The organism is Streptomyces sp. NPDC005648 (genome assembly GCF_040605395.1).
Taxonomy (GTDB): Bacteria; Actinomycetota; Actinomycetes; order Streptomycetales; family Streptomycetaceae; genus Streptomyces.
Map to the genome: position 1 here is coordinate 37,306 of NZ_JBEXCS010000041.1, position 24,949 is coordinate 62,254.

General features: G+C 70.6%; 25 protein-coding genes. 18 read left to right on the forward strand and 7 right to left on the reverse strand.

The window, feature by feature from the left end:
* Positions 1 to 75 precede the first annotated feature (75 nt).
* Both ABZT17_RS23415 and ABZT17_RS23420 read left to right on the forward strand, forming a co-directional pair.
* Positions 76 to 516, forward strand: coding sequence for an OsmC family protein (locus ABZT17_RS23415; RefSeq protein ID WP_356351513.1), 441 nt, complete (start codon positions 76 to 78; stop codon positions 514 to 516).
* A 68-nt stretch (positions 517 to 584) separates the two neighbouring features.
* Positions 585 to 761, forward strand: coding sequence for a hypothetical protein (locus tag ABZT17_RS23420; RefSeq protein WP_356351514.1), 177 nt, complete (start codon positions 585 to 587; stop codon positions 759 to 761).
* A gap of 29 nt (positions 762 to 790) precedes the next feature.
* On the opposite strand, the gene ABZT17_RS23425 is transcribed toward ABZT17_RS23420, so the two are convergent.
* Positions 791 to 1,222 (reverse strand): MarR family transcriptional regulator, encoded by a 432-nt coding sequence (locus ABZT17_RS23425; protein ID WP_356351515.1) that lies wholly within the window; start codon positions 1,220 to 1,222, stop codon positions 791 to 793.
* A gap of 148 nt (positions 1,223 to 1,370) precedes the next feature.
* Between ABZT17_RS23425 and ABZT17_RS23430 the strand changes: the two genes are divergently transcribed.
* The 3 genes from ABZT17_RS23430 to gap all read left to right on the forward strand — a co-directional run bounded on the left by ABZT17_RS23430 (position 1,371) and on the right by gap (position 4,966).
* A complete protein-coding gene (locus tag ABZT17_RS23430) occupies positions 1,371 to 2,777 on the forward strand; it encodes a DHA2 family efflux MFS transporter permease subunit (RefSeq protein ID WP_356351546.1) in 1,407 nt (468 codons plus the stop codon).
* A gap of 125 nt (positions 2,778 to 2,902) precedes the next feature.
* Positions 2,903 to 3,859 (forward strand): helix-turn-helix domain-containing protein, encoded by a 957-nt coding sequence (locus tag ABZT17_RS23435; protein WP_356351516.1) that lies wholly within the window; start codon positions 2,903 to 2,905, stop codon positions 3,857 to 3,859.
* Positions 3,860 to 3,967: 108 nt separating this feature from the next.
* Positions 3,968 to 4,966, forward strand: a complete 999-nt coding sequence (gap, locus tag ABZT17_RS23440; RefSeq protein WP_356351517.1) for a type I glyceraldehyde-3-phosphate dehydrogenase — start codon at positions 3,968 to 3,970, stop codon at positions 4,964 to 4,966.
* A 10-nt stretch (positions 4,967 to 4,976) separates the two neighbouring features.
* Here the strand turns inward: gap and ABZT17_RS23445 are convergent, their stop codons facing one another.
* Positions 4,977 to 5,636, reverse strand: a complete 660-nt coding sequence (locus ABZT17_RS23445; RefSeq protein WP_356351518.1) for a hypothetical protein — start codon at positions 5,634 to 5,636, stop codon at positions 4,977 to 4,979.
* 192 nt (positions 5,637 to 5,828) lie between these two features.
* On the reverse strand, positions 5,829 to 7,043 hold the full coding sequence (locus ABZT17_RS23450) for a carbohydrate-binding protein (protein ID WP_356351519.1): 1,215 nt from the start codon (positions 7,041 to 7,043) through the stop codon (positions 5,829 to 5,831).
* Between the two features lie 216 nt (positions 7,044 to 7,259).
* Here ABZT17_RS23450 and ABZT17_RS23455 point away from each other — a divergent pair, with 216 nt between their 5' ends.
* On the forward strand, positions 7,260 to 8,348 hold the full coding sequence (locus ABZT17_RS23455) for a twin-arginine translocation signal domain-containing protein (protein WP_356351520.1): 1,089 nt from the start codon (positions 7,260 to 7,262) through the stop codon (positions 8,346 to 8,348).
* A 6-nt stretch (positions 8,349 to 8,354) separates the two neighbouring features.
* On the opposite strand, the gene ABZT17_RS23460 is transcribed toward ABZT17_RS23455, so the two are convergent.
* Positions 8,355 to 10,112: an MFS transporter gene (locus ABZT17_RS23460; protein ID WP_356351521.1), complete on the reverse strand. Its 1,758-nt coding sequence runs from the start codon at positions 10,110 to 10,112 to the stop codon at positions 8,355 to 8,357.
* Positions 10,109 to 10,537 (reverse strand): MarR family transcriptional regulator, encoded by a 429-nt coding sequence (locus ABZT17_RS23465; protein WP_356351522.1) that lies wholly within the window; start codon positions 10,535 to 10,537, stop codon positions 10,109 to 10,111. Before ABZT17_RS23465 ends, ABZT17_RS23460 begins: the two co-directional genes overlap by 4 nt.
* Before the next feature lie 175 nt (positions 10,538 to 10,712).
* On the opposite strand from ABZT17_RS23465, the gene ABZT17_RS23470 reads away from it, so the two are divergent.
* From ABZT17_RS23470 to ABZT17_RS23500, 7 genes are all read left to right on the forward strand, one after another.
* Positions 10,713 to 11,801 (forward strand): LacI family DNA-binding transcriptional regulator, encoded by a 1,089-nt coding sequence (locus ABZT17_RS23470; RefSeq protein WP_356351523.1) that lies wholly within the window; start codon positions 10,713 to 10,715, stop codon positions 11,799 to 11,801.
* Between the two features lie 98 nt (positions 11,802 to 11,899).
* Positions 11,900 to 13,228, forward strand: a complete 1,329-nt coding sequence (locus ABZT17_RS23475; RefSeq protein WP_356351524.1) for an extracellular solute-binding protein — start codon at positions 11,900 to 11,902, stop codon at positions 13,226 to 13,228.
* Positions 13,229 to 13,249: 21 nt separating this feature from the next.
* Positions 13,250 to 14,215 carry a sugar ABC transporter permease gene (locus ABZT17_RS23480; protein ID WP_356351547.1) on the forward strand — a complete coding sequence of 322 codons (966 nt, stop codon included), beginning with the start codon at positions 13,250 to 13,252 and terminating at the stop codon, positions 14,213 to 14,215.
* Positions 14,212 to 15,081 (forward strand): carbohydrate ABC transporter permease, encoded by an 870-nt coding sequence (locus tag ABZT17_RS23485; protein ID WP_356351525.1) that lies wholly within the window; start codon positions 14,212 to 14,214, stop codon positions 15,079 to 15,081. The genes ABZT17_RS23480 and ABZT17_RS23485 overlap by 4 nt, the downstream gene beginning before the upstream one ends.
* 44 nt (positions 15,082 to 15,125) lie before the next feature.
* Positions 15,126 to 16,106 (forward strand): hydroxyacid dehydrogenase, encoded by a 981-nt coding sequence (locus ABZT17_RS23490; RefSeq protein ID WP_356351548.1) that lies wholly within the window; start codon positions 15,126 to 15,128, stop codon positions 16,104 to 16,106.
* Positions 16,107 to 16,142: 36 nt separating this feature from the next.
* A complete protein-coding gene (locus ABZT17_RS23495; protein ID WP_356351526.1) occupies positions 16,143 to 18,095 on the forward strand; it encodes a DUF2264 domain-containing protein in 1,953 nt (650 codons plus the stop codon).
* Between the two features lie 119 nt (positions 18,096 to 18,214).
* Complete coding sequence (locus ABZT17_RS23500) at positions 18,215 to 19,033, forward strand: SAM-dependent methyltransferase (RefSeq protein ID WP_356351527.1); 819 nt, start codon at positions 18,215 to 18,217, stop codon at positions 19,031 to 19,033.
* Positions 19,034 to 19,063: 30 nt separating this feature from the next.
* On the opposite strand, the gene ABZT17_RS23505 is transcribed toward ABZT17_RS23500, so the two are convergent.
* Together ABZT17_RS23505 and ABZT17_RS23510 are read right to left on the reverse strand one after the other, a co-directional pair.
* A complete protein-coding gene (locus ABZT17_RS23505) occupies positions 19,064 to 19,984 on the reverse strand; it encodes a helix-turn-helix transcriptional regulator (protein ID WP_356351528.1) in 921 nt (306 codons plus the stop codon).
* Positions 19,985 to 20,080: 96 nt separating this feature from the next.
* Positions 20,081 to 20,311 carry a DUF397 domain-containing protein gene (locus ABZT17_RS23510; RefSeq protein ID WP_356351529.1) on the reverse strand — a complete coding sequence of 77 codons (231 nt, stop codon included), beginning with the start codon at positions 20,309 to 20,311 and terminating at the stop codon, positions 20,081 to 20,083.
* A gap of 148 nt (positions 20,312 to 20,459) precedes the next feature.
* Between ABZT17_RS23510 and ABZT17_RS23515 the strand changes: the two genes are divergently transcribed.
* From ABZT17_RS23515 to ABZT17_RS23535, 5 genes are all read left to right on the forward strand, one after another.
* Positions 20,460 to 20,924: an ATP-binding protein gene (locus ABZT17_RS23515; protein ID WP_356351530.1), complete on the forward strand. Its 465-nt coding sequence runs from the start codon at positions 20,460 to 20,462 to the stop codon at positions 20,922 to 20,924.
* Positions 20,925 to 20,940: 16 nt separating this feature from the next.
* The gene (locus ABZT17_RS23520; RefSeq protein WP_356351531.1) at positions 20,941 to 21,441 is read left to right on the forward strand and encodes a hypothetical protein; all 501 of its coding nucleotides are present in this window, start codon (positions 20,941 to 20,943) and stop codon (positions 21,439 to 21,441) included.
* A gap of 115 nt (positions 21,442 to 21,556) precedes the next feature.
* Entirely contained in the window at positions 21,557 to 23,122 is a 1,566-nt protein-coding gene (locus tag ABZT17_RS23525; RefSeq protein WP_356351532.1) for a cellulose binding domain-containing protein, read from the forward strand.
* Positions 23,123 to 23,376: 254 nt separating this feature from the next.
* Positions 23,377 to 24,630 (forward strand): MFS transporter, encoded by a 1,254-nt coding sequence (locus ABZT17_RS23530; protein WP_356351533.1) that lies wholly within the window; start codon positions 23,377 to 23,379, stop codon positions 24,628 to 24,630.
* A 134-nt stretch (positions 24,631 to 24,764) separates the two neighbouring features.
* The gene (locus ABZT17_RS23535) at positions 24,765 to 24,935 is read left to right on the forward strand and encodes a hypothetical protein (RefSeq protein ID WP_356351534.1); all 171 of its coding nucleotides are present in this window, start codon (positions 24,765 to 24,767) and stop codon (positions 24,933 to 24,935) included.
* Positions 24,936 to 24,949: the final 14 nt, after the last annotated feature.

The window sequence follows — 24,949 nt, forward strand, 5'->3', positions numbered from 1 at the left end:
GCGCACCCCGCCCCGCCGACGTGTCCGGCGCCGCTCGGCCCGGGGAAGGCGCGGCCACGGCACTAGGGTCGCCGTATGACCGAAAACTCTCTGCGCTCCGTCACCGTCGAGCGGACCGGTACCGGACACTTCGTCGCCACGAACACCCGCGGCGGCACGATCACCTTCGGTACCGGTTCCGCCCCGGGCACCGAAGCCGAGTTCACTCCCGTGGAGTTGCTGCTGGCGGCGCTCGGAGGCTGCACGGCGGTGGACGTGGACGTCGCCACCAGCCGGCACGCCGAGCCCAGCGAGTTCTCCGTCAGGGTGACGGGCCACAAGACCGACGACGCACTCGGCAACCGGATGACCGACCTCACGGTCGTCTTCTCTGTCGCCTTCCCGGACGGCGACGGCGCGGAGCGGGCCCGCGCCATTCTTCCCCGGGCGGTGAAGACCTCGCACGACCGGCTGTGCACCGTCAGCCGCACGATCGAGGCCGGTACTCCGGTGACGGTGAGCGTCGAGGACGTCTGACGGTCCCATTCGGGGGCATCCGCACTGGAGCCGGTACGAGCGGCTCGGCCGGCCGAAGGGCGGACACCATGCTGGCGATCATCTCGGCGATCCTCTTCTTTCTCGCCTTCCTGATCAACGCTGCGGACATCTCCACGAACGACACCTTCACCTCGACCAATGTGATGCTGCTCGGTCTCACCGCGCTGGCCCTGCACCTGGCCGGTGTGGGCAGCGGCTGGTCCGTACGGGGCCGCAGGCGCTGACACCCGGCCGCAGCGGGCACGGGCGGCCCTCAGGAGGTGGCCGTACGGATCCGCGCGAGCAGGTCCCGCAGCAGCTCGCGGTCCTCGGCCCCGAGCGCGGCGGTCGCCTCCGCGAGCGCGAGACGGTCCACCTCCTCGGCCTCGCGGTGGCACCGCACACCCTCGTCGGTCAGGCGCACCAGGAACGCGCGGCGATCGTGCGGATGACGCACCCGCTCGACCAGACCGTCGCGTTCCAGGCCGTCCACGATGCTGGTCGTGGTCCGCGCGGCGACCCCGGTCATCTCGCTCAAGTCCCGCATGCGCAGCGGCTGTTCGGCGTGCGCGAGCATCCGCATCGCCCGCAGCCGGGCGACCGAGGCCCCGCCCTTGCGCAGCCGGGCCTCCACGAAACCGCGCAGCTGATGAGTGGTCTCGTAGAGCTCGTCGACCAGGACGTCGCTGCTTCCCTGCACCGCCATAGCGTTCCCCGTTCCGCCGAAAACCCCATTCTATGAGCACTCACATAGTGAGTATGCTCAGCATGTGCCGTCGCTCTTCCGTCCTCCCCGCCTGTCCGTCCCCTCCCTCCGCCTCAGCCGCCTCAGTCAGCGTCTCGTCGTCCCCGTGATGTGCGTCAGCGTGACGTTCATAGCGATCGTCGACGGGGCGATCACCACCGTCGCGCTTCCGTCGATCGCCGCCCAGTTCGGACTCACCACGGCCGCCCTGGACGGCGTGGTCGTGGTCTACCCGGTCTGTCTGGCGATGGCCATCCCGGCCTCCGCCTGGCTGGTCGAACGCTTCGGCGGCAAACGCGTCCTGCTGACCGCCCTCACCGCCTTCCTCGGCTCGTCCCTGCTGTGCGGCGCGGCCGCCTCACTGAGCGAGCTCGTCGCCTTCCGCGCGCTCCAGGGACTGTCCGCCGGCGTGCTCTTCCCGGCCTCGACCGCCCTGCTCTACGCCACCTTCAACTCCGCCGAACAGGTGCGCGTGGCCCGCTACATGATCGTCCCGCAGCAGATCGCCCCGGCGGCCGCACCCATCCTCGGCGGCCTGCTCGTCGACCATCTCTCCTGGCGCTGGGTCTTCTACGTCAACCTGCCCGTGGGCCTGCCGGCCGTGCTGTTCGGGACGCTGTGCCTCGCCGCCCACCGCGGCCACCGGCCGCCCCGCTTCGACCTGCCGGGTCTGCTGCTGAGCGCGGCGGCGCTGGGCACCACCATGTTCGGCGTCTGCGAGGGCCCCAACCGCGGCTGGACCTCCACCGTCGTCATCACCGCCCTCGCCCTCGGCACGGTGCTGCTCGCCGTTGCCGTGATCCACCAACTCCGTGCCACCGCACCGCTGTTGAAGCTGCGCCTGTTCGCCAACCGGCTGTTCCGGGACACCAACCTCATCAACCTCGTCGGCCTGGTGCCGATGCTGGGCGCGATGTTCCTCGGCCCGCTCTTCCTCCAGCAGGGGCTGGGCCGTACCGCCCTGGAATCCGGCACCAGCACCTTCCCCGAGGCCTTCGGTGTCCTGCTGACCGTCCAGGTCGTGGGAGTCCTCTACGCCCGTGTCGGCCCCCGGATCATCGTCGGCTGCGGTCTGGCCGGCGTCAGCCTGGTGCTGCTGCTGTTCTCCACCTGCGACCAGCACACCGGCCTGTGGACCTTCCGCGCCTACATGTTCCTGCTCGGCCTCTTCATGGGCGGGGTCTTCATGCCGACCACGGTGGCCTCGCTCGCCACCGTCGACCGGAAGGACCTGGCGCAGGCCTCGACCCTCAACACCGTCGTACGCCAGACGGGCGGTGCCCTCGCACCGGTCATGGTGACCACGGCCCTCGTCCTCAACACCCCCGCGGCCGCCGCGGCGAACCCGCCCATCACCGCCTACCAGCACGCCTACCTCGCCCTCGCCGCCCTCGCGGCGGTGACCGCGGTCTTCGCCTTCACCCTCCCGGACGCACAGGCCCGCGCAGCGGCAAGCACCCCCACCGCCTCCAACCGCCCCACGACACGGGTACGCCGAGGGGCGAGGACCGGATGACGAAGGGGACGTCCGCCTGAGGGAGACCGGGAGAACGGGGTGACGCCGGTGTGGCTTTGGCGTGTGAAGGTCGGCCGAGTCCGCGGTGCCCCGGTGGGCGGTCGTCCGGTGCGTATCGTGGCCGGGTGTCAGCCTCTCGTCTGCGGCGTGTCGCCGTGCTCGTGCTCGAAGGTGCCAAGCCGCTCGATGTCGGTATCCCCGCGCAGGTCTTCACGACCCGCGCGAGCATGCCGTACGAGGTACGGCTGTGCGGCGCGGCACCCGGGCTGGTGACCGGGGGCGACGGCCTCTCGTACCACGTCGCCCATGGCCTGGAGGCGCTCGCGTGGGCGGACATCGTGTTCGTCCCCGGCTACCGGTTCCCGGACCGCGACGATCCACCGCCCATCGTGGTCGACGCGCTGCGGGCCGCCCACGCCCGGGGCGCCCGGCTGGCCGCGATCTCGACCGGGGCCTTCGCCCTCGCGGCGACGGGCCTGCTCGACGGCAGACGGGCCACGACCCACTGGCACTACACACGGGCGCTGATGGCGAGGCACCCCCTCGTCCAGGTCGACGAGAACGTCCTGTTCGTGGACGAGGGCAGTGTGCTGACATCGGCCGGCGCGGCCTCCGGCATCGACCTGTGCCTGCACATCCTGCGCGGCGACCTCGGAGTGGCCGCCTCCAACCACGCGGCCCGGCGCCTGGTCGCGGCCCCCTACCGCAGCGGCGGCCAGGCGCAGTACGTGCCGCGCAGTGTGCCCGAGCCGCTGGGGGAGCGGTTCGCCGCCACCCGCGAGTGGGCGCTGCACCGGCTGGACGAGCCCCTCACCCTGGAGAAACTGGCCCAGCAGGCGGCGGTCTCGCCCCGCACCTTCTCCCGCCGATTCGTCGAGGAGACCGGGTACACGCCGATGCAGTGGGTGATGCGGGCCCGCATCGACATGGCCCGCGAGCTGCTGGAGCGCTCGGAACGCAGTGTCGAGCAGATCGCCGCCGACGTAGGCCTCGGCACCGGCGCGAATCTACGGCTGCACTTCCACCGCATCCTGGGCACGACCCCCAGCGAGTACCGGCGCACCTTCGCCCAGGGGGAGTAGGACAGGGGGACGAAGACGGGGTGGCGCGATCCTTTTGAACCGTGGCGTTCCCGCCACTGTCCGCGGCCGGCACGGCGAGCGAGCCTGGTGGCGAAGGAAGGGACACTGATGACTCGCATCGCCATCAACGGATTCGGCCGCATCGGACGCAATGTGCTGCGCGCCCTGCTGGAGCGCGACAGCGGCCTCGAAGTGGTCGCCGTCAACGACCTCACGGAACCCGCCACCCTCGCGCGACTGCTCGCCTACGACAGCACCGCCGGCCGGCTCGGCCGCCCGGTGACCGTCGACGGCAACACCCTCGTCGTGGACGGTCACCGCATCACCGTGCTCGCCGAGCGCGAGCCGGCCGAGCTGCCGTGGGCCGAACTGGGCGTGGACATCGTGCTGGAGGCGACCGGCCGCTTCACCTCGGCCAAGGCCGCCCGTGCCCACCTCGACGCGGGGGCGAAGAAGGTCCTCGTGAGCGCCCCCTCGGACGGCGCCGACGTCACGCTCGCCTACGGCGTCAACACCGACGCCTACGACGCGGCCCTGCACACGATCGTCTCGAACGCCTCGTGCACGACCAACGCCCTCGCCCCGCTGGCCGCGGTGCTCGACGAGCTCGCCGGTATCGAGCACGGCTTCATGACGACGGTGCACGCCTACACCCAGGAGCAGAACCTCCAGGACGGCCCGCACCGCGACGCCCGCCGGGCCCGCGCCGCCGGGATCAACATCGTGCCCACCACGACGGGTGCCGCGAAGGCGATCGGCCTGGTCCTGCCGCAGCTGGACGGCAAGCTGTCCGGTGACTCCATCCGGGTGCCCGTTCCGGTCGGCTCGATCGTCGAACTCAACACCACGGTCGCCCGTGACGTGACCCGCGACGACGTGCTCGCGGCGTACCGCACCGCGGCCGAGGGCCCCCTCGCGGGCATCCTGGAGTACTCCGAGGACCCCCTGGTCTCCTCCGACATCACCGGCAACCCGGCGTCGTCGATCTTCGACTCGGCCCTCACCCGCGTCGACGGCCGCCATGTGAAGGTGGTCGCCTGGTACGACAACGAGTGGGGCTTCTCGAACCGGGTGATCGACACCCTCGAGCTCCTCGCCGCCGGCTGACCCGGTCCGGTCACAGCCCGAGCGGGAACAGCTCGCCGAAACGGGTTCCCTGCGCCCAGCGTCTGAGCGCGGATCCGTCGAGCAGACAGGTATTGCCCTGCCGGCGTGCCCAGCGGACGTCCCGTGCGCGGAACGTCCCCCGGTGCACGACCAGTTGAACAGGTGACGCCGCGTCCGCACCGTGACGGTGGGGATGCGGCGGGTCCTCGTCGGGCAGGGGCTCCGCCACCGGCCGGAAGACCACGTCCAGTCGGCGGCCGCCCCGGTCCCTGGCACACAGCCGGGGCCGGTCCGGCGCGGGCAGCAGCCGTACCCGCCATCCGTCCCGGCGCAACATCCGCGCGACGGCCAACGCGAGCCCCTGGGTGTCGAGTTCGAGGAGTTCGTCGGGGGTGTAGTAGCCGAGGCGACGCCGGACGCCCGGCCGTTGGTGCCGGACGGTGAGCGTGGCCGCGATGGCCACAAGCACAACTCCCGCGAGCGGTACGCCGATTCCGGCGGCCCGGTAGCCCACGGCCAGTGCGGCCACCAGCGCGCACACGACCAGGACCACCGCCACGAGAGCCGGCAGCACATCGCGGAACCTGGGACCGTAACGGCCTTCGGCCCGCAACAGGCGTACGTCGTGCCGTCGCTGGGAACCACCGAAGGTCCTGGATCGGCGCGCCACAGTGCCAGCTCCCCCCAACTCCGCCCGCGTACACCCGTGTTGGAGGGATACCCACTGTGCGGTCGGATGCCCGACCGCCGATCGGAATCCGGCCACACCGGTGGGCGCACGGAAGCATGAGGGGGGCGGAGTGGCGCGCCCGCGTCCCGAGACGCGCCCGCGCGCCCGCGGGTCACGCGCCCGCGCGGGCCGTCAGCAGGCCCCTTCGTCCTGCCACGGCCCCCAGTCATTGGCGGTCGGCACCTCGTTCTGGGTCCACCACTTGGCCTTCCAGTTGTGCTGGTTGTAGGAGACCTCGTTGCCGGCCGTGTAGACCGCTGAGGAGCTCCAGGCCGTCTTGCACCCCGTGGGCGTCGGCGTGGGGGTGGGCGTGGGCGTGGGGGGCGTGGTGGGCGGCGTGGCCCCCGCGAACTTCACCGAGTACTTGGCGAAGTCCCAGGAGTTCTGGGCCACGCTGGAGCAGGTGCCGCTCGTACGGCCGCCGTTGTCGACCGGATCGCACTGGCGGTCGCGGTTGAGGGACCAGAAGGTGAAGCGGTCCATGTTGTGGCCGGTGGCGTAGTCCAGCACGGTCTGGAAGTCGCTCTGGCTGAAGATCTCACCGCTGTCGCTGCGCCCGTTCATCCCGGAGAAGCCTTCGTGGGCGTAGGCCGTCGCCTGGTTCCAGCCGAACGTCGACTGGAGGATGGCGTTGAAGTTGGTGAGCGCGCTGGTCTGCGAGGCGGCGCCGTTGAAGCCGCCGTCGAACGGCATGATGGAGAAGTTGTTCGGCGTGAAACCCTGCGACTTGGCCTCCAGCAGCATCTGCTTGCCGAACCATCCCGTGCCGTCGGCCGTGCCGGCCGTGGTGACGGAGACATACAGACCGGGGTTGTTCTGCTGGAGTATCTTGGCGGCGCCGATCTCGTTCTTGATCGCCGCGGTGTTCTCGTACTCCGGCTCCTCCAGGTCGAAGTCGATCGCGTGGAGACCGTACTTGGTGATGACCTGCTGATAGGCCGCCGCCGTGGCAGCCGCGTCGGAACAGGTCTGGCCGAGCTTCGTGCCGCCGTAGCCCCCGATGGAGACCGACACGTCGCCGCCCTTGGCGCGGATCGTGTTGATGACGGACTGGACGGCGGTGTCCGAGGAGACCGCTGCCGTGCCTCCCCAAGTGGGGGAGCAGCCGCCGCCGTTGGGGGCGAGGACGAACGCGAGTTGGAAGGCCTTGAGGCCGGTCGCGTCCATGATGGCCGTCGCGTTCGGGGGATCGTTGTCGAGGGGCATCAGATAGGGGGCGGCGGCGTACCAGCGGTTGCTGAGCGCGCTGGTCGCGCCGGAGGCGTGGCCCGCCACGAGGGCGGTCGTTCCTGCGGCGGTGAGCCCGACGGCAGCGGCTGCGCCGAGACATGCGCGAAGACGTCTCACGGTGTGCCTCCGATGGGGGTGGGGGAGACCCAGCTTCGGGCTGCGTCGGTCACCCCGTCCATGCTTCGGTCTAGACCAAACCTGTTCTTGGTTCGGACCATGCAATTCCTTTACGTAGTGCCCCCGTTGAATGCCGCTTTCCGTCCCATCACTCCTCTCACCGTGATCTGACTGCTAGTTTGATCAAAATCTCTCAGGCGAACTGGAGTGTTTGATTTGAGCGACATAGCCCACGAGAGCGGCAAGCACCACACGAACCGGCGCGCATTCCTCCGTGGCAGCGCGGCGTTGACCGTCGCCGCCGCGACCGGCGGACTCTCCCTGGCGGCGGCGGGAACGGCCGACGCCGTTGTGGATGAGACCCTGCATTTCAAGCTCGACGGAACCGGCGGTAATCCCGTCTTGCGGCAGACGCTTCATCAGCCTTACTGGGCAATGCAGTCGTTTGCCTACGATCACGTCTACGGGCACATCTACTTCGTGCAGACCAAAGTGGGCAGTGACACCGGCGACCTGTGGGTGACGAGGACCGACCTCTCGGGCAATGTGCTCGGAGCCATGGCTATTCACGCGTTCGACCACGGCTCGTCCATCGGAGTCGAGCCCGACACCGACGGATCCCCCTACATCTGGGTGGCAGGCGACTGGGAGAGCGCGAATCCCCATGTCACGCCGCCTGTACCGCCGAACAGTCACAAGATCGCCCGCTTCAAGTACAAGGACGGCGGCGACCTCGACTACTTCAATCCCGGCGGGCAGTATCTCAAGGTGTTCACGGTCGACGTCGCGACCTTCGTCGACTGTCCCCGGCCGGCGATCGATCCCTACAACAACCGGCTTCTCATTCGGTACATGGGTACGACGACCCCCTGGCGTCTGGCGCTGTTCGACCTGTCCCAGGTGGTGTCCTCGGGCGTTATCTCCAAGCGCCTGCTGGAGCGCGCGATTCCCACCAACGCCGAACTCGGGCTGACCGACAGCGATCTGTTCCAGGGCATCACCGCGTACGGGCAATACGCCTACCTGCTCTTCGGTGGACCACCTTCGAGCAGCGACTCCACCCCGCCCTCGTACATCATCTGCATCGACATGAACGATCCCGGAAGTGCGTACCGCTGGAAATTCTCGACGACGGCCGGCGCCTCCTTGCCCGGGCGTGAACCCCAGGGCATAGCCGTCTGGCGGAGCTCCAGTGGCCCGCGGCTTGCCTTCGGTTTCTCCGACAAGATCACCAGCACCAGTCCCGACTCGTTCGAGGCCAGCGTGTTCTTCAAGGACCAGCTGACCTCGGCGTGGCCCTCCTGACCCTTCTCAGCCGGCGTTCGGAGGCTGTTGCCTGACGGGCGTTGACCGGGACGCCGTGGTCCCTCGGTTCCCTCGACGGGGGCCGGGGCGGTCGGCGTCGGCCTGGTGTCCGCCCCGCAGCGCGGAGGCGACGGCGGACACCACGGCCATGCCCGCGGCGACACCGAACACGATGGTCAGACCGTGGTGGAACGGCCCGGAGACCAGCTGCGGGAAGAAGGTGTGGCCCGTCAGGGCGGCGCGCTGGGACGCGGAGACGTGGTCGAGGGCGCCCTGCGACGTGAGCAGGTGCTCGATCGGGTTGTTGCCGAGGAAGGTCGCGAACAGCGTGCTGACCGGCGGCAGCGCGGCCGCCTGCTCGGCCGCGCCGGCCGGCACACCGTGGGCCTGGAGTCCATGGCTCAGCGTTCCCGGCAGGGAGGAGGCCAGCCCGGAGACCATCAGTGAGAAGAACACGCCGATGGACAGCGCGGTGCCGGAGTTCTGGAAGGTGGAGCGCATCCCCGAGGCGACACCCCGGTACTCGGCCGGCACGCTGCCCATGATGGACGAGGTGTTGGGCGCGGAGAACATGCCCTGACCGAGTCCGTTGAGCAGCAACAGGGCCGCGAACAGCCCGTAGTCGAAGTCGACGGGCAGCGCGAGCAGCCCGAGGAACGAGCAGGCGACGAGGGCCAGACCGCCGGTGGCGAACAGGCGTGCGCCGAAGCGGTCCGACAGATAGCCGGAGAGCGGACCGGCGATCAGGAAGCCGAGCGTGAGCGGGAGCATGAAGATGCCCGCCCACAGCGGGGTGTCCTCGAAGTCGTAGCCGTGCAGGGGCAGCCAGATGCCCTGGAGCCAGATGATGAGCATGAACTGCAGCCCCCCACGGGCGATCGCGGTCAGCAGCGCGGCCACGTTGCCCGCGGCGAACGCCCGGATCCTGAACAGCCCGAGGTCGAACATGGGGTCGGCGACGCGTGTCTCGACATGGCAGAAGAGCAGCAGCAGTACGACGCCGCCGGTCAGGCCCGCCAGGACCCATGGGTTGGTCCAACCGGTGGCGTCGCCGCCGTAGGGCTGGATGCCGTAGGTGATCGCGGCGAGCAGGATGCCGGCGCCGGCGGCGAAGGTGAGGTTGCCGAGCCGGTCGACGCGGCCGGGACGGCCCGTCGAGGTCTCCCGGAGGCTGAGGTAGGACCAGACGGTGCCGGTGATGCTGACCGGGACGCTCACCCAGAACACGGCGCGCCAGTCGACGGCGGCCAGCAGCCCGCCCGCGAGCAGCCCGAGGAACTGCCCGGCGAGCGCGGTGATCTGATTGATGCCCAGGGCCATGCCGCGCTGCCGGGCCGGGAAGGCGTCGGTGAGGATGGCGGCCGAGTTGGCGGTGAGCATGGAGCCGCCGAAGGCCTGCACGATGCGCCACAGGATCAGCCACATCGCACCCGCACCGGCGTGGAACGGATCGAGGGAGAGTGCGACGGAGGCGCACGCGAAGATCAGGAAGCCGAGGTTGTAGATCCGTACCCGGCCGAACATGTCGCCGAGCCGGCCGAGAACGACGACGAGCACCGCCGACACCAGCAGATAGCCGAGGATCATCCACAGCAGATAGCCGATGTTGCCCGGCGCGAGCGGATCGAGGCCGATACCGCGGAAGATCGCCGGCAGCGAGATGATCACGATCGACGCGTCCATGGTGGCGATCAGGACGCCGAGCGTGGTGTTCGAGAGCGCGACCCACTTGTAGCCGGGGCCCGGGGGAGTGTTCCTGTTCACAGCCGCTCCGCGAGCCGGTCCAGCAGGGGCAGGGCCGCCGCGAGTGTGGCGCGCTCCTCGGCGGTGAAGTCGTCGAGCACGGCGGTGAGGCGTTGCACCGATTCGGAGCGGCGCTCGGCCAGCACGGCACGCCCTTGCTCGGTCACCGCCACGATGGAGCGCCGCCCGTCCGCCGCGTCGGGGCTGCGGCGCACCAGTCCGCGCTGTTCGAGCAGGGCGAGCGTGCTCGCCATGGCCTGGGGGCGCACCCGCTCCATCTCGGCGAGGGAGGTCGGCGAGTCCGAGCCGTCACGGGCCAGCCGCGCGAGCACCGAGACCCCGGAGAGGGAGACGTCCCCCACGGCGTGGGCCTGACGCAGCCGCCGTGTCACCCGTCCCACGGCGAGCCGCAGTTCGGACGCGAGTACTTCTGCATCCACCTTCATGAGTACCAACAGTAGGTTTATCAGTCTGGACTGCTCAATCAATTGTTAGTAAATGCCGTGCCCTGGCGCCCGCTTCCCTCCGCTTCCCTCCCCTCCACTCCCCTCCTCTGATCGATTGATCGCTATCATCGGCACATCGCCGAGAAGCGATCGTGTGCACGGGAACGGTGGGGCCATGCGGGAACCGGCGGAGAAGCGACAGCGGCGCATCGCGGAGTCGGTGCGGGAGCGGGGCATGGCCCGCATCACCGATCTGGCCGACGAACTGGGCGTCTCCGTCGTCACGGTGCGCCGTGACGTCGAGGAACTGGCCCGGCGGGGCGAGCTGCGCCGGGGGCACGGCGTGGCCCGTTCGCTGCGACCGGTGCCCGAGAGGACCGCCGCCGGCGGCGGCGAGGCGATCGCCATGGTGGTCCCCGAGAGCAACACATATCTCACCGAGGCCGTTCAGGGCGCCCGGGAGGCCGCCCAGAGGGCCGGCGTCCGCCTCGCCCTGCACATCGCCGCGGGTCACCCCGGGGCGGAGCGGGACGCGGTGCGTCAGGCGTTGGAGGCAGGCGCTCGCGGGCTGCTGCTGTCCCCGCACTGGCGCACCCGGGAGGCGGAGACCGCGGACCAGTCCTGGCTGTCCGCGCTGGACGTCCCCACGGTGCTCGTCGAGCGCCGCCCCGAGCGGACCAGCGCGATCTACGGGGTGGACTGCGTGCGCACGGACCACGCCTACGGCGTCCACCTGGCCCTCGGGCATCTCGTCGCCCTCGGCCACCGGCGGATCGTCCTCGCGGCACGCGACGACAGTCCCACGGCCCGGGTCATCCGCACCCAGTTCGCCGAGCAGACCGCGGCCCGGGGGCTCGTCGAAGGCTGCCGTACGATCCTCAGCTCGCCGACGGCCGGCCCCGATCCGCGTCTCGCCGACCCCCGGGCCGTGGACCTGGCGCAGGTGATCGGGGAGACCGGTGCCACGGCGGTGCTGATCCACGGCGACATGGACGCCCTGGTCCTCCTCCAGGGCCTGCAGACGGCGGGGATCAGCGTGCCCGGACACTGCTCGGTGGTCGCGTACAACGACGTGGTCGCCGACCTCGGGCCCGTCCCGCTGACCGCTGTCGCCCCCGCCAAGGCGGAGCTCGGCCGCACCGGAGTGGACCTGTTGTTGCGCCGGCTCACCGGTGACCGCGACGGACTGCGTCCCGGACCGCCCCGCCATGTGGAACTGCTGCCGGACCTCGTGATCAGACAGTCCACGGCGAAGAAGGTCTGATCGTTTGACCGTTTTAGTTTCTTCTGTTCGTTGTCTTGACGCCTTTTTCGGCGAGCGATCAGGATGCCCATGACCCCAGCACCGACGCGGGAGGGCCCATGCCTGGTCAGCGACTCGTCCATGCGTCCGGCACGGCGCTGCTCGCCGTCCTCGCCCTGCTCCTGACGTCCTGCTCCACCGACACCGGGAGCGGCAGCGGCACCGCGCGGGACGGACGGCGGATCCACCTCACCTTCTGGTCGGCACTGCGCGGCACCCAGCAGGTCGTCGACGAGTACAACCGCGTCCAGAACAGGGTGAGGGTCGACTTCCAGCAGGTCCCCTCCGGCGCCCAGGGCGGCTACGCCAAACTCAGCAACGCCGCCCGCGCCGGCAACGCCCCGGACGTCGCCACCATCGAGTACCCGCAGCTGCCCGGCTTCGCCATCGACGGCGTGCCCCGCGACCTCACCGAACTGCTGCCCGACCCGGTGCGCCGCAAGATCCTCCCGCAGGCCCTCGACCTCACCACCCTCGCCGGGCACACCTACGCCGTGCCGGTGGACATCGAGCCGATGCTGTTCTTCTACCGCAAGGACGTCTTCGCCCAGTACGGCATCCCGGTCCCCAGGACCTGGGCCCAGTTCGAGAGTTCGGCCCGCGCACTGAAGAAGGCACAGCCCAGGGCCCGTATCGCCAGCTTCTTCACCAATGGCTCCCTGCACATGGCCGGGTTCTCCTGGCAGGCCGGCGGTCAGTGGTTCCGCACCTCCCACGACACCTGGCGGATCTCCATGGCCGACGCCCCGACCCGCAAGGTCGCCGCGTACTGGCAGCGCCTGGTCGACCAGGACCTCGTACGCGTCGAACCCGTGGACAGCCAGCAGTGGCGGGCCCATCTGCGCAGCGGCGAGACCGTCGGTTACACGGCGGGCGCCTGGGCGGCCGGCTCGCTGATGAACTCCACCCCCGACGGCAAGGGCAAATGGGCCATCGCGCCGCTTCCGCAGTGGGACCCGGCCGAGCCGTCCCTGGGCACGCAGGGCGGATCCACCTTCGTCGTCACCAAGGACAGCGACCACCCCGCGCAGGCACTGGACTTCATCACCTGGATGGTCACCAGTCCCGACGCCCTGCGCGCCAAGCTCTCCAGCGGCATCAGCAGCGCCTATCCGGCCGTACCCTCCCTCGTCCCCGTCGCCCGCAAGGAGATGGACACGAGCTACTACTCCGGCCAGGACATCTTCGGCCTCTTCCAGCGGCAGGCCGCGCTCATCTCGCCCCGGTGGAAGTGGGGCCCGCGCATGACCTCCACCATCACCTCCGTCGAGGACGGCTTCGCCAGGGCCGGAGCCGGCAGCGGCACCATCATCGGCGCGCTGCGCGAAGGACAGCGCAGAACACTCCCCGACCTCAAGAGCCTCGGCCTGTCGGTCACCACCCACTGAGGGGCACCCGTGAGCACAGTGATCTCCGAAGGCGAAGCCCGCAAGCGGACGGGTACGCAGGCGCGGGCGGCGAACGCGTCCCGGCCCCGCGCGGCGGGACGCCGACAGCAGATGCTGGCCTGCGCCACGCTCCTGGCCCCGTTCACGGCCCTGCTCGTCGCCGTGTTCCTGGTCCCGGTCGCCTACGCCATCGGCCTCAGCCTCTTCTCACAGGACCACCACGGACTCGGCTTCGGCGGCGGCACCACCGTCTTCACCGGCCTGCGCAGTTACCTCGCGGTCCTGACCGACCCGAGCTTCGTGTCCGGCTTCGGCGTCATCGCCCTGTACTGCGTGATCTTCGTGCCGGTGGTCGTGGTCAGCGCCCTCGCGCTCGCCCTGCTGCTGGACTCCGGACTGGTGCGGCTGCGGCGCACCGCCCAGATGCTGCTGTACCTGCCCCACGCGGTGCCCGGCATCATCGCCGCCGTCATCTGGCTCTACCTCTACACACCCGGCCTCAGCCCGGTCATCCGGCTCTTCGCCCGGGCCGACATCACGGTCGACTTCCTGGGCCTGCACACCGTGCTGCCCTCCATCGTCAACATCGCGCTGTGGAGCGGCCTCGGCTACAACATGGTGATCTTCTACGCCGCTCTCCAGGCCCTGCCCCGCGAGGTCGTCGAGGCGGCACGCATCGACGGCGCCGGCGGCATCCGTACCGCCCTGATGGTCAAGGTGCCCATCATCAGGGGCTCGGTCGTCATGGTCTGCATGTTCGCCCTGATCGGCGCGCTGCAACTGTTCACCGAGCCGATGCTCATGAACCAGGCCACCCCGATGGTCAACTCCCGCTTCACCCCCAACATGTACATCTACGACGCCGCGTTCCGCCGCAACAACTACGGACTGGCCTCGGCGGCCTCCGTCATCCTCCTGATCGTCACCTGCGCCCTCTCCTACGCCGTCACCCGATGGTCCGGCCGCCAGGAACGGAGTGCCCGATGACCGCGCTCGCACCCTCCGCGAAAACCTCCGGCAGGCGTCTGACCAGCCGGGCCGTCGCCAACACCGTGGTCGTCATCGCGGCCCTGTACACCCTGCTGCCGGCCCTGTGGCTGCTGCTGGCCTCCACCAAGAACGCCGACGCGCTCTTCGGCAGCGACCTCCTCTCCCCACGGGACTTCGCCCTCTGGCACAACCTGCGCGCCCTGTTCACCATGGAGGACGGTGTCTACGGCCGCTGGTACCTCAACAGCCTGCTGTACGCGGTCCTCGGCGCGTTCACCGGCTCGCTGATCAGCGTCGCCGCCGGGTACGCCTTCGACAAGTACCGGTTCCCGCACAAGGAGAAGCTGTTCGGGCTCGTCCTGACCGGTGTGATGGTCCCGCCGACGGTGCTGGCCCTCCCGCTCTACCTGGTGGCCTCCGGCATCGGCCTGGTCAACACCTTCTGGGCGGTCTTCGTTCCGGTCCTGTTCAACCCCTTCGGGGTCTACCTCGCCCGCCTGCTGTCCAGCGGCTACGTACCCGATGAGGTCCTGGAGGCCTCCCGCGTCGACGGCGCGGGCGAACTGCAGACCTACTTCCGCGTCAGCCTGCGCATGCTCGGCCCCGGATTCGTCACCGTCTTCCTCTTCCAGCTCACCGCCATCTGGAACAACTTCTTCCTGCCGATGGTGATGCTCTCCGACCAGCACTTGTATCCGCTGAGCCTCGGCCTCTACACCTGGAACAGCTCCGCCACCGTCTCGCCCGAGTACTACCCGCTCGTCGTCATCGGCTCGCTGCTCGCCGTGGTCCCCCTGATCGTCGCGTTCCTCACGCTGCAGCGCTACTGGAAGTCCGGCCTGACCGCGGGGAGTGTCAAGTGACCGACCCCGACGGCGTGTTCCGCCGTCCGCGCGCCGTGCTCGCCATGGCCCGCAGGACCGCGCGACAGGTCCTCGACGCGGACGTACGATCCCGGCTGGCCACCCTCACCGACATCGACCCGGACCTCGTCCTGGACGACCTCACCACCCCCACCGCGCGCCGTGCGCTCGCCGACGCCGAACTCCTCATCACCGGCTGGGGCTGTCCGCCCGTGGACGCAGCGGCCCTCGACGCCGCGCCCCTGCTCAAGGCGGTCGTCCACACCGCCGGCACCGTACGCCACCACATCACGCCCGCCTGCTGGGGACGCGGCCTCACGGTGTCCTCGGCCGCGGCGGCCAACGCCGTCCCCGTCGCCGAGTACACCCTCGCCATGATCCTGCTCGCCAACAAACGCGTCCTCGACACGGCCCGTGCCTACCGTGCCGAGCGCCGCCGCGTCGACTGGAACGAGCGCTTCCCCGGCGCCGGCAACTACCGCCGCACCGTGGGCATCCTGAGCGCCTCGATCATCGGACGCCGGGTCATTGACCTGCTCGGCCACCACGACCTCGACGTCCTCCTGCACGACCCCTATGTCTCGGACACCGAGGCACGCGACCTGGGCGCGGAGCCGGTGGGCCTGCCGGAGCTGTTCGCCGGGAGCGACGTGGTCAGTGTGCACACCCCCCTGCTGCCCGAGACCCGCGGCCTGGTCAGCCGCGAGCTGCTGGCCCGGCTGCGTACCGGCGCCACCCTGATCAACACCGCGCGTGGCGCCGTCGTGGACCAGAAGGCCCTGACCGACGAGGTGGTGTCCGGCCGCCTCAACGCGATCCTGGACGTGACGGTCCCCGAAGTACTCCCCGCGGACTCACCCCTCTTCGACCGCCCCAATGTCCTGATCACCCCGCACATCGCCGGCTCCAAGGGCGGCGAGTTGCGCCGCCTCGCCGATCTGGCGCTGGCGGAGGTCGAGTCGTACGTCCACGGCCGCCCCTTCACCCACCCCGTCCGCCCCGAAACCCTCGCCCGCCTCGCCTGAGCCCGCCCCGCCGTCACGAACAGGAGAGGCCCCGTCATGCCCGAGGACCCCTTCGACCTCCCGCCGGACGACCGCACCCTCAGCCCGCACACCGGCTACACCCGCGCCCACTGGGAAGCCGCCGCCGACGGCCTGCTGACCGCAGCCCTCCGCTACGCCACCCCCGGCCACGCCCTGATCGACCTGCCCGGCCGGCCGTCCCGGTCGGGGGTCCGCTCCGACGGACTGGAGGGTTTCGCCCGTACGTTCCTGCTCGCCGCGTTCCGTACGGCGGGAGCCGCCGGCAAGGATCCGTACGGCTTCCTGGAGCGCTACACCGCCGGACTCGCACGCGGCACCCGCACCCCCGGCCGCGACGACGCCGAGTCCTGGCCGGAGATCGGCCATCACGGCATCCAGGGCCAGCCGATGGTGGAGTCGGCCTCCGTGGCGCTGGCCCTGCGGCTGACCGCGCCCTGGACGTGGGAGACACTCCCCGCCGCCGACCAGGACCGCGTCGAGCGGTGGCTGCGGGGCGCGCTCAGACACACGCCCGCCCCCAACAACTGGTACCTCTTCCCGCTGACCGTCGCCGGCTTCCTGGAGGCCGTGGGCCGCGGTGACGCGGAGACAGGGAACGCCGTCGACCGCGGACTGGGCCTGCTGGAGGGCTGGTACCGGGGCCAGGGCTGGTACTCCGACGGGGACGGCCGCGCCTTCGACCACTACAACAGCTGGGCCCTGCACTTCTACCCGCTGCTCCACGCCCACCTCGCCGGTGACCGCACGCTCCTCGACCGACTCGGCCCGCGGCTACGGGAGTTCCTCGACGGCTTCGCCCTCCTCTTCGACGCGAACGGCGCCCCCATCCACCACGGCCGCTCCCTGACGTACCGCTTCGCCGCCGTCACCGCGGTGGCCCTCGGCGCCCTCACCGACGCGACACCGCTCGCCCCCGGCGCCACCCGCCGCGTCCTCAGCGGCGCACTGCGCCACTTCCTGGACCGCGGCGCCACGACCCCGGACGGCATCCTCAGCCTCGGCTGGTACGGCCCGCACGAAGCGACCCTCCAGCCCTACTCCGGGCCCGGCTCCCCGTACTGGGCCTCGAAGGGCTTCCTCGGCCTGCTGCTCCCACCCGGGCACCCGGTGTGGACAGCGACCGAGGAGAAGGCGCCGGCCGAGGGCCCCGACCGCGCCCTCGCCCTCCCCGCCCCCGGCCTGCTCATCCAGACCACGGGCGCCGACGGACTGACCCGCCTGCACAACCACGGCAGCCACAAAGTCGACTCCCGCGAACCCGAACGCGCTCCCGGCAACCCGCTCTACGCCCGCCTCGCCTACTCCACGCGAACCGGCCCGACCAGCGCCGCCAACACCCCCGACAACCACATCGCGCTCGAGGTCCGTGGCACCCGCAGCGCCCGCACACGCGTCAACCCCCTCGCACACGGCGCCCGTTGGCTCGCCTCCTGGCACCGTCCCGTGTTCCCCGGGACGGGCCCCGTCCTCCCGTCGGCCAGGATCGAGAGCCTGACCCTCGTGCGCGGCCGACTCGAACTGCGCGTCCATCGCACGGTCGGCGTCCCGCCGGGTACGCCCCTCCACCACAGCGGCTGGGCCGTGGCCATGGAGCCCGAAGCCGCCGTGGACATCGGTGGGGGCGCTGAACTGCGTCTCGACGGTGCGGAGGTGTCGAGCCAGTTGTGCGGCCTGTACGGCTGGCGGACCCAGCGGGTGGTCCGCGCTCCGCAGGGAACGGCGTACGGCCCCTGGGCCGTGGTCCCGGAACTGACCGGAACGGTGGGGGAGCCGGGCGTCGGCACGGTCTTCGTGGCGCTGGCCTCCCTGACGGGCGAACCCGACCCGGCCGCGCTGTCCGGGCAGGCCACCGCCTTCGCGGAGGATCTCGCCGTCACCGTCGACTGGGCCGGCGGCACGCGGACCGTCGTCGACTTCGCGTCGGACGACCGTGAGGGTCCCTCGGTCACGGAGGGGGAGCCGGCATGACGCGCCCCCGGAAGGGGTGAACGGATCGATCGAGTCGGTGGTCGGCCAACTGCCTTGTCCCTAGGATGTATTGCCTGGTGCACCGGTGCGTCGGGCCCGGTGCGGGAGTGGGGGAGACGATGGTGTCCGGGAAGCGGATGTCGACCGAGATCGATGCGACGGTTCCCACGGCCGCGCGCATGTACGACCACTATCTGGGCGGCAAGGACAACTACGCCGTCGACCGCGCCGCCTGCGAGCAACTCGACAAGGTCGTCCCCAGTACCCGGGCGCTGGCTTTGAACAACCGGCGTTTCCTGCAGCGGGTGGTGGGGACCCTGGCGCAGGAGTTCGGCCTGCGCCAGTTCCTGGACCACGGCTCGGGGCTGCCGACCCAGAACAACGTGCACCAGGTGGCGCAGCGCATCGACCCGGCCTCGCGGGTGGTCTACGTCGACAACGACCCGATGGTCCTGGTCCACGGCAGGGCCCTGCTGGAGCAGAACGAGCGCACCGCCGTCATCCAGGCCGACATGCGGGACACCGACACGATCTTCTCCCACCCCGACACTGAGCGGCTGATCGACTTCTCGCAGCCGGTGGCGGTCCTGTTCAACTCGGTGTTCCACTGCATCCCCGACAGCGACAGCGAAGGACCGCAGGCGGTGGTGGGCCGGGTGGTCGAACGCCTCGTGCCCGGCAGCTGTCTGGTGATGTGTCAGCTGGTCAGCGAGGACAAGGAAGTGCGGGACTTCGTCACCGACTTCATGGCCCAGGCCACGCAGGGGCACTGGGGCCGGGTGCGGCAGGAGCGGGACGTCGCCGAGTGGTTCGAGGGCATGGACGTCCTGGAGCCGGGACTGGTGGAGGTGTCCACCTGGCGGCCGGACAACGATGTGGCTCCGCGCCAACTCACCCAGGAGTGGATCGAGTTCGGCGGAGTGGGACGCATCAGGTAGCCGGGGCGGCCCCGGTCGCGGGGCCGGTGGTCATCCGGCCCCGTACCGCCGCTCGGCCGTCTCCCGCAGCAGCGTCAGCGACTCGCGCGGATCGAGGGCCTCGTCGGCGAGCCGGTCCAGGGCCACCCGGTACTCCTCCGTCTCGTCCCGGTCCTCCAGGAACGTGGCGCTCCTGATGTGCTCCAGGTAGACCACGTCGGGCAGCTCCAGGCCGCCGAAGCGCAGATACGTCACCGGGATGGCCGGCGCGGACGCGTTCGTCACGTCCAGCGGCACGATCTGCACCGTGACATGCGGCTGCTGTGCCATCGCGATCAGGTGCTCCAGCTGCTCCCGCATCACCTCACGGCTGCCCAGCACGCGCAGCAGCACCGACTCGTCGACGATCGCCCACAGTTGAGGCGCGTCGGTGCGCTGCAGCAACTCCCTCCGGCGGGTGCGGAGTTCGACCCGGCGCTCCACCTCGCGGGCCGGGGCGGCGGGCAGCCCGCGCTCCACCACGGCACGGGTGTAGGCGGGAGTCTGCAGCAGACCGGGCACGTACTGGATCTCGAACGTACGGATCGCGAGGGCGGCCTCCTGCAGCCCCACGAGCCGGTCGAACCACTCGGGCATCAGCCGTTTGTCGAACCGCTGCCACCAGCCGGGCTCCCCGGCGCGCCGCAGCAACTGCAGCAGCACCGACGCCTCGTACTCCTCCGCCTTGTACAGGTCGAGCAGGGCCCGCACATCGGGCTCGGTGGGCGGGCGCCGGCCCTTGCCCGCCTCTATGCGTGAGAGCTTGGCCGGGCTGAACCCCACGGCGCGGGCGGCTTGTTCCTGTGCGAGTCCGGCGTCCTCGCGGATGCCCGCGAGCTGCACCCCGACCAGCATCTTCAGCAACGTCGGGGCGGGCTCGGTGCTGTTCAGATACGGTTCGAGTCGGGAGACGCGCGGTGACTCGGAGGACATCCTGACTCCCAGTGGGCAGGCGACAACAGGGTGCATTATCGCATCGCTTGGCCTGTTGTCGCGCCCCTCGGCGGAAACCGCGTGCCGAGCGCCTGGTCACACGAGGTGATCGAACTCCCCGTCCTTGGCGCCGGCCAGGAAAGCGGCCAGCTCGGCCGGCGTGTAGACGAGGGCCGGCCCGTGCGGATCACGGGAGTTGCGCAGCGCGATCTCCCCGCCGGGCAGGGCGGCGACCTCGACGCAGTTGCCCTCGGCGTTGCTGTGGTGGCTCTTGAGCCAGTCCACGCCCAGTGAACTCGCCCGTACCCCGTTGTGAACTGACGGCACGTCACTCTCCTTGCCTGCGCGGAGCCATCCGGCGGCCACGCAATTTCCCGTGAAATTGCACGGAACCGCTCTCGGCATGGATAATAACCAAGGCACCGACCTTGTGCCGGTGCCCGTCCTGACCTCCTCTCAGGGAGCCGCTGTGTCGTTGTCCGCGCACCCAGCAACCCTGTCCGACTCCGCCGCCACGCTGCGTCTGTCCGGCACCCGTCAGGGGTGCGCCCAGGCCCGTGAGTTCACCGAACGCACCCTCAGCCGCTGGCGCCTGGACCAGCAGCGTGACGACGCGCTGAGCATCGTGTCCGAACTGGTCTCCAACGCCCTGGTGCACGCCCGACCGCACGACGCGGACCAAGGGTCCGATGCCGAGGTCCTGCTGAAGCTGACCCTGCGCGGCCCCCATCTGCTGTGCGCGGTCACCGACTCCGGCAGCACCCTGCCGATCTGCCCGCAGACCCCGGCCCCGCTCTCCGAGCACGGCCGCGGCCTGCGGATCGTCGACGCGCTCGCCGAGCACTGGGGCTGGACCCGCCACGCCCTCAAGGGCAAGACCGTCTGGGCCATGCTGCCCACCGGGCGCGGCGGCTGGTGCGAGGGCGCGGCGACGGCCTGAGGCGATGAGTTCATCGGTGAGGCACGAACAGCCGCCCACCTCGCTCGGCGATGTGACCCGGGTGCCGTGGCGCGAGATCAAGGACACGACCGGTTCCGCGGCGGCCATCCCCTTCCTGCTGGCCGCCCTCGCCTCGGGCGACGACGCCGCCGCGCGCACCGCGCTGTACGGGCTGCAGAACCGGATCTGCCGCTCCGGCTTCGTCGTCGACGAGGCGACAGCCGTCACCGTCCCCTTCCTGTGGGACCTCGCCCAGCGCCCGCAGGTCACCTGCCGGGCCCAGATCCTGCGTCTGTTGCGGAACATCGCCGTCACCCGCCAGTGGGAGACCGCGACCGCCGCCTACCCCAAACTGCGCCGCCGCCACGGCGATCACATCGCCTGGGAGAGCGCCGCCCGGCAGGCCGTCCGCGCCCACAGCGTCGCCATCGAGCGTCTGCTGCGCGAGCGGGACGCCGAACTCGTCCACGCCACCGAGGAACTCGCCTCCGCACTGGCCGCTTCGCACATCGCGTGAGGGCTTGACGCCCGGCGCGTGGCTCTGTAGGTACATGCCAGGTACTTGGTATGGACCAATTGAAGCGCGGCCTCAGGCGCCGGTCCGGCGCCCAACCCCCCAGTGGAGGCAGCACATGCGAAGACGATCCACCCTGCTCGCCCTGTTCGCGGGGCTCCTCCTGCTCGTCCTGGCCCCACCCGCGTCCGCCGTCGGCACACCGACCGCCGCCTTCGCCAAGACGTCGACGTGGGACGGCGGTTACCAGGGCGCGTACACCATCACCAACGCGTCAAGCACGACATTGTCCGGCTGGAGCGTCGAGTTCGACCTCCCCTCCGGTACCACGGTCGGCTCCTACTGGGACGCGCTGCTCACCCAGAGCGGCAGCCACTACACCTTCAAGAACCGCGAGTACAACGGCACCCTGGCACCGGGCGCGTCCGCGTCCTTCGGCTGGGTCTCCAACGGCACCGCCACCCCCACCGGCTGCAAGCTCAACGGTGCCTCCTGCACCGGCGGTTCGGGCGGTGACACCACGCCCCCGAGCGTTCCCGCCCAGGTGACCGTCGGCTCCGCCACGGGCTCCACGCTCACCGTGCGGTGGAGCGCCTCCAGCGACGACTCCGGAACCGTCGCCGGCTACGAGATCTCACGCGACGGCGCGAGCCCGGTCTCCACCACCGCCACCTCCTACACGGCCACCGGACTGCAGTCCGGCACCGGTTACTCCTTCCGCGTCCGGGCCCGCGACGCGGCCGGCAACGTGTCCGCCTACAGCGCCGCGGTCAGCGGCACGACCTCCACGGGCGGCCAGCAGCCGGGCGCCGGCCTGGCCACCGCGCCCTACGTCGACATGGGCGCGTGGCCCACGCCGAGCATGCCCGCCATGGCCTCCGCGAGCGGGCTGAAGAACTACACCATGGCCTTCATCACCGCCTCGGGCTGCAAGGCGATGTGGTTCAACGCCTACGACCCGCGCGACGGCTGGGCCAAGGACCAGATCGACGCCGTCCGGGCGGCCGGCGGAGACGTCAAGGTCTCCTTCGGCGGTGCGAGCGGCATCGAACTCGCCCAGGCCTGCGGATCGGTGGACGCGCTGTACACCGAGTACGACGCGGTCGTCTCCGCGTACGGACTGAAGTACGTCGACTTCGACATCGAGGGCGCGGCCACCGCGGACCCGGCCTCCGTCGCCCGCCGCTCCCAGGCACTGGCCCGCCTCCAGCAGGCCCACCCCGGGCTGCGGATCTCGCTGACCCTGCCGGTCCTCCCGGAGGGCCTGACCTCGGACGGCCTGAACGTGGTGAAGTCGGCGCGCGACGCCGGGGTCGACCTCGACGTGGTGAACGTCATGGCCATGGACTACTACCGCGGCATCGACTACGGCGACGCGGCCGTCCAGGCCGCCCAGAGCACCTTCACCCAGCTGAAGTCGCTCTACCCGGCCAGGACCGACGCCCAGGTGTGGGCCATGGTCGGAGTGACACCGATGCTCGGGCAGAACGACGACGGCCATGTCTACGACCAGGCCGACGCCCGCCAGCTGGTCGCCTTCGCCCAGGGCAGGCACCTCGGTGAACTCGCCTTCTGGGAGGCCACCCGGGACCGCAACGCCTGCACGGGCGCCCTGTACCAGTGCACCAACATCCCGCAGTCGCCGTACGAGTTCGCGAAGATCTTCGCGTCATACGCCGGCTGAGGACCGGCACGTCACGACCCCGAACCGCCGGTGCGACGGCGCCGCCCGGCCTTGATCCCGCGCAGGATCAGGCGCAGGCGCACCGGCGATTCGGGCACGTCCCCACGCTCCCACAAGGGTCTGACACCGGCCTCGGGCCGGAATCCGGCATGCTGCATAATGGTGGGCTTGCCCTTTTCTCCCGAACACGCGGGAAGGGCAGTACGTCCTCGCAGGTCCCCCGGACATCCACCATCGAAAGGCTCTCCCGCACCATGCCCCTGGCTCTGCTGGCCCTGGCCGTCGTCGCCTTCGGGATCGGCACCACCGAGTTCGCCACGATGGGGCTGCTGCCCCAGATCGCCCACGGGGTCGGCGTGTCCGTCCCGCACGCGGGCAACCTCGTGTCGGCCTACGCGCTCGGTGTCGTCGTCGGCGCCCCCGTGCTGACCGGCATCGGTGCACGCGTCCCGCACAAACGACTCCTGCTGCTCCTGTCCGGGCTGTTCGTGGTCGGCAACATCGCCTCCGCGCTCGCCCCGAACTTCGGCCTGCTGTTCGCCGCCCGGTTCCTGGCCGGCCTGCCGCACGGGGCCCTGTTCGGCGTCGGCGCCGTCGTCGCCTCCCGGCTGGTCGCCCCGGAGCGGGCCGCGCGCGCCGTGTCGAGGATGTTCCTCGGGCTCACCGTCGCCAACATCGTCGGCGTGCCGGCCGGGACCGCCCTCGGTCAGCAGCTCGGCTGGCGCTCCGCCTACGCCGCCGTCGCGGTCATCGGCCTGCTCGCCCTCGCCGCGCTGGCCCGCTTCGTCCCCCATCAGCCGCGCGGCGGCCAGTCCGGCATCCGCCACGAGCTGCGGGCCATGGGCAACCGGCAGGTCGCGATCGGCCTGGCCACGGCGGTCGTGGGCTTCGGCGGGTTCTTCGCCGTCTACAGCTATCTGGTGCCCATGCTGACCCACCTCACGGGCATCTCCGACACCTCCACCACACTGGTCCTCGCGCTCTACGGCGTCGGTATGACCCTCGGCACCCTCATCGCGGGCCCCCTTACCGACCGTGCCCTGCGCCCGACGATGTACGCGGGACTGGCTCTCCTCGGCACCGCTCTGGTGACGTTCTACTTCACCGTCCACAGCACGGTTCCGGCGCTGCTGACGATCACCTTCATCGGCGCGATGGGCGCCCTGATCACCACGCCCGTCCAGATGCTGCTCATGGCCAAGGCCAGGAACGCGCCGACGATGGCGGCCGCCTCCAACCACTCCGCCTTCAACCTCGCCAACGCGGGCGGCGCCTGGCTCGGCGGGCTGGCCATCTCCGCAGGCTGGGGATGGGCCTCGCCGAACCTGGTCGGCGCCGCCCTCGCCGCGGCGGGACTCGCGCTCGCCTTCGCCGGCGGCCTCATGGACCGCGGCGCCCGGCGGTCCGAGGTGATCACGGCGTCCATGCCGGGGACCTCACCGGAACCCGTGCACGCCGAGAGGGTCCGACCGGCGGGCGACGGCACGGCGCCCGGGGGCCCGGCGTAGGCGTACGGACAGGAGATGCGACCGTCGCATCTACGGACAATTCAGGCCGCCTTGGTGTGGCGAACGTCAGGTGCTGTGAAAAACGAACACTCTCCCCGCAGACCCGCGTACGCTCCGCGTGGAAGGAGGGAGCCATGGCCGCTCACGCGAAAGCGATCGGGATCTGGTGGCTGGCCACGATGACCGCGGTGACCACGGCCGTCATCGCGGTGGTCCTCGTCGTCCAGGCCTCCTCCGGCGAGGCCTCCCCGCCGGCATCGGAGACCCCGCCGGTCACGGCACATCCGACGCCCGCGACCCCGTAGGGGGCGTAGGGACT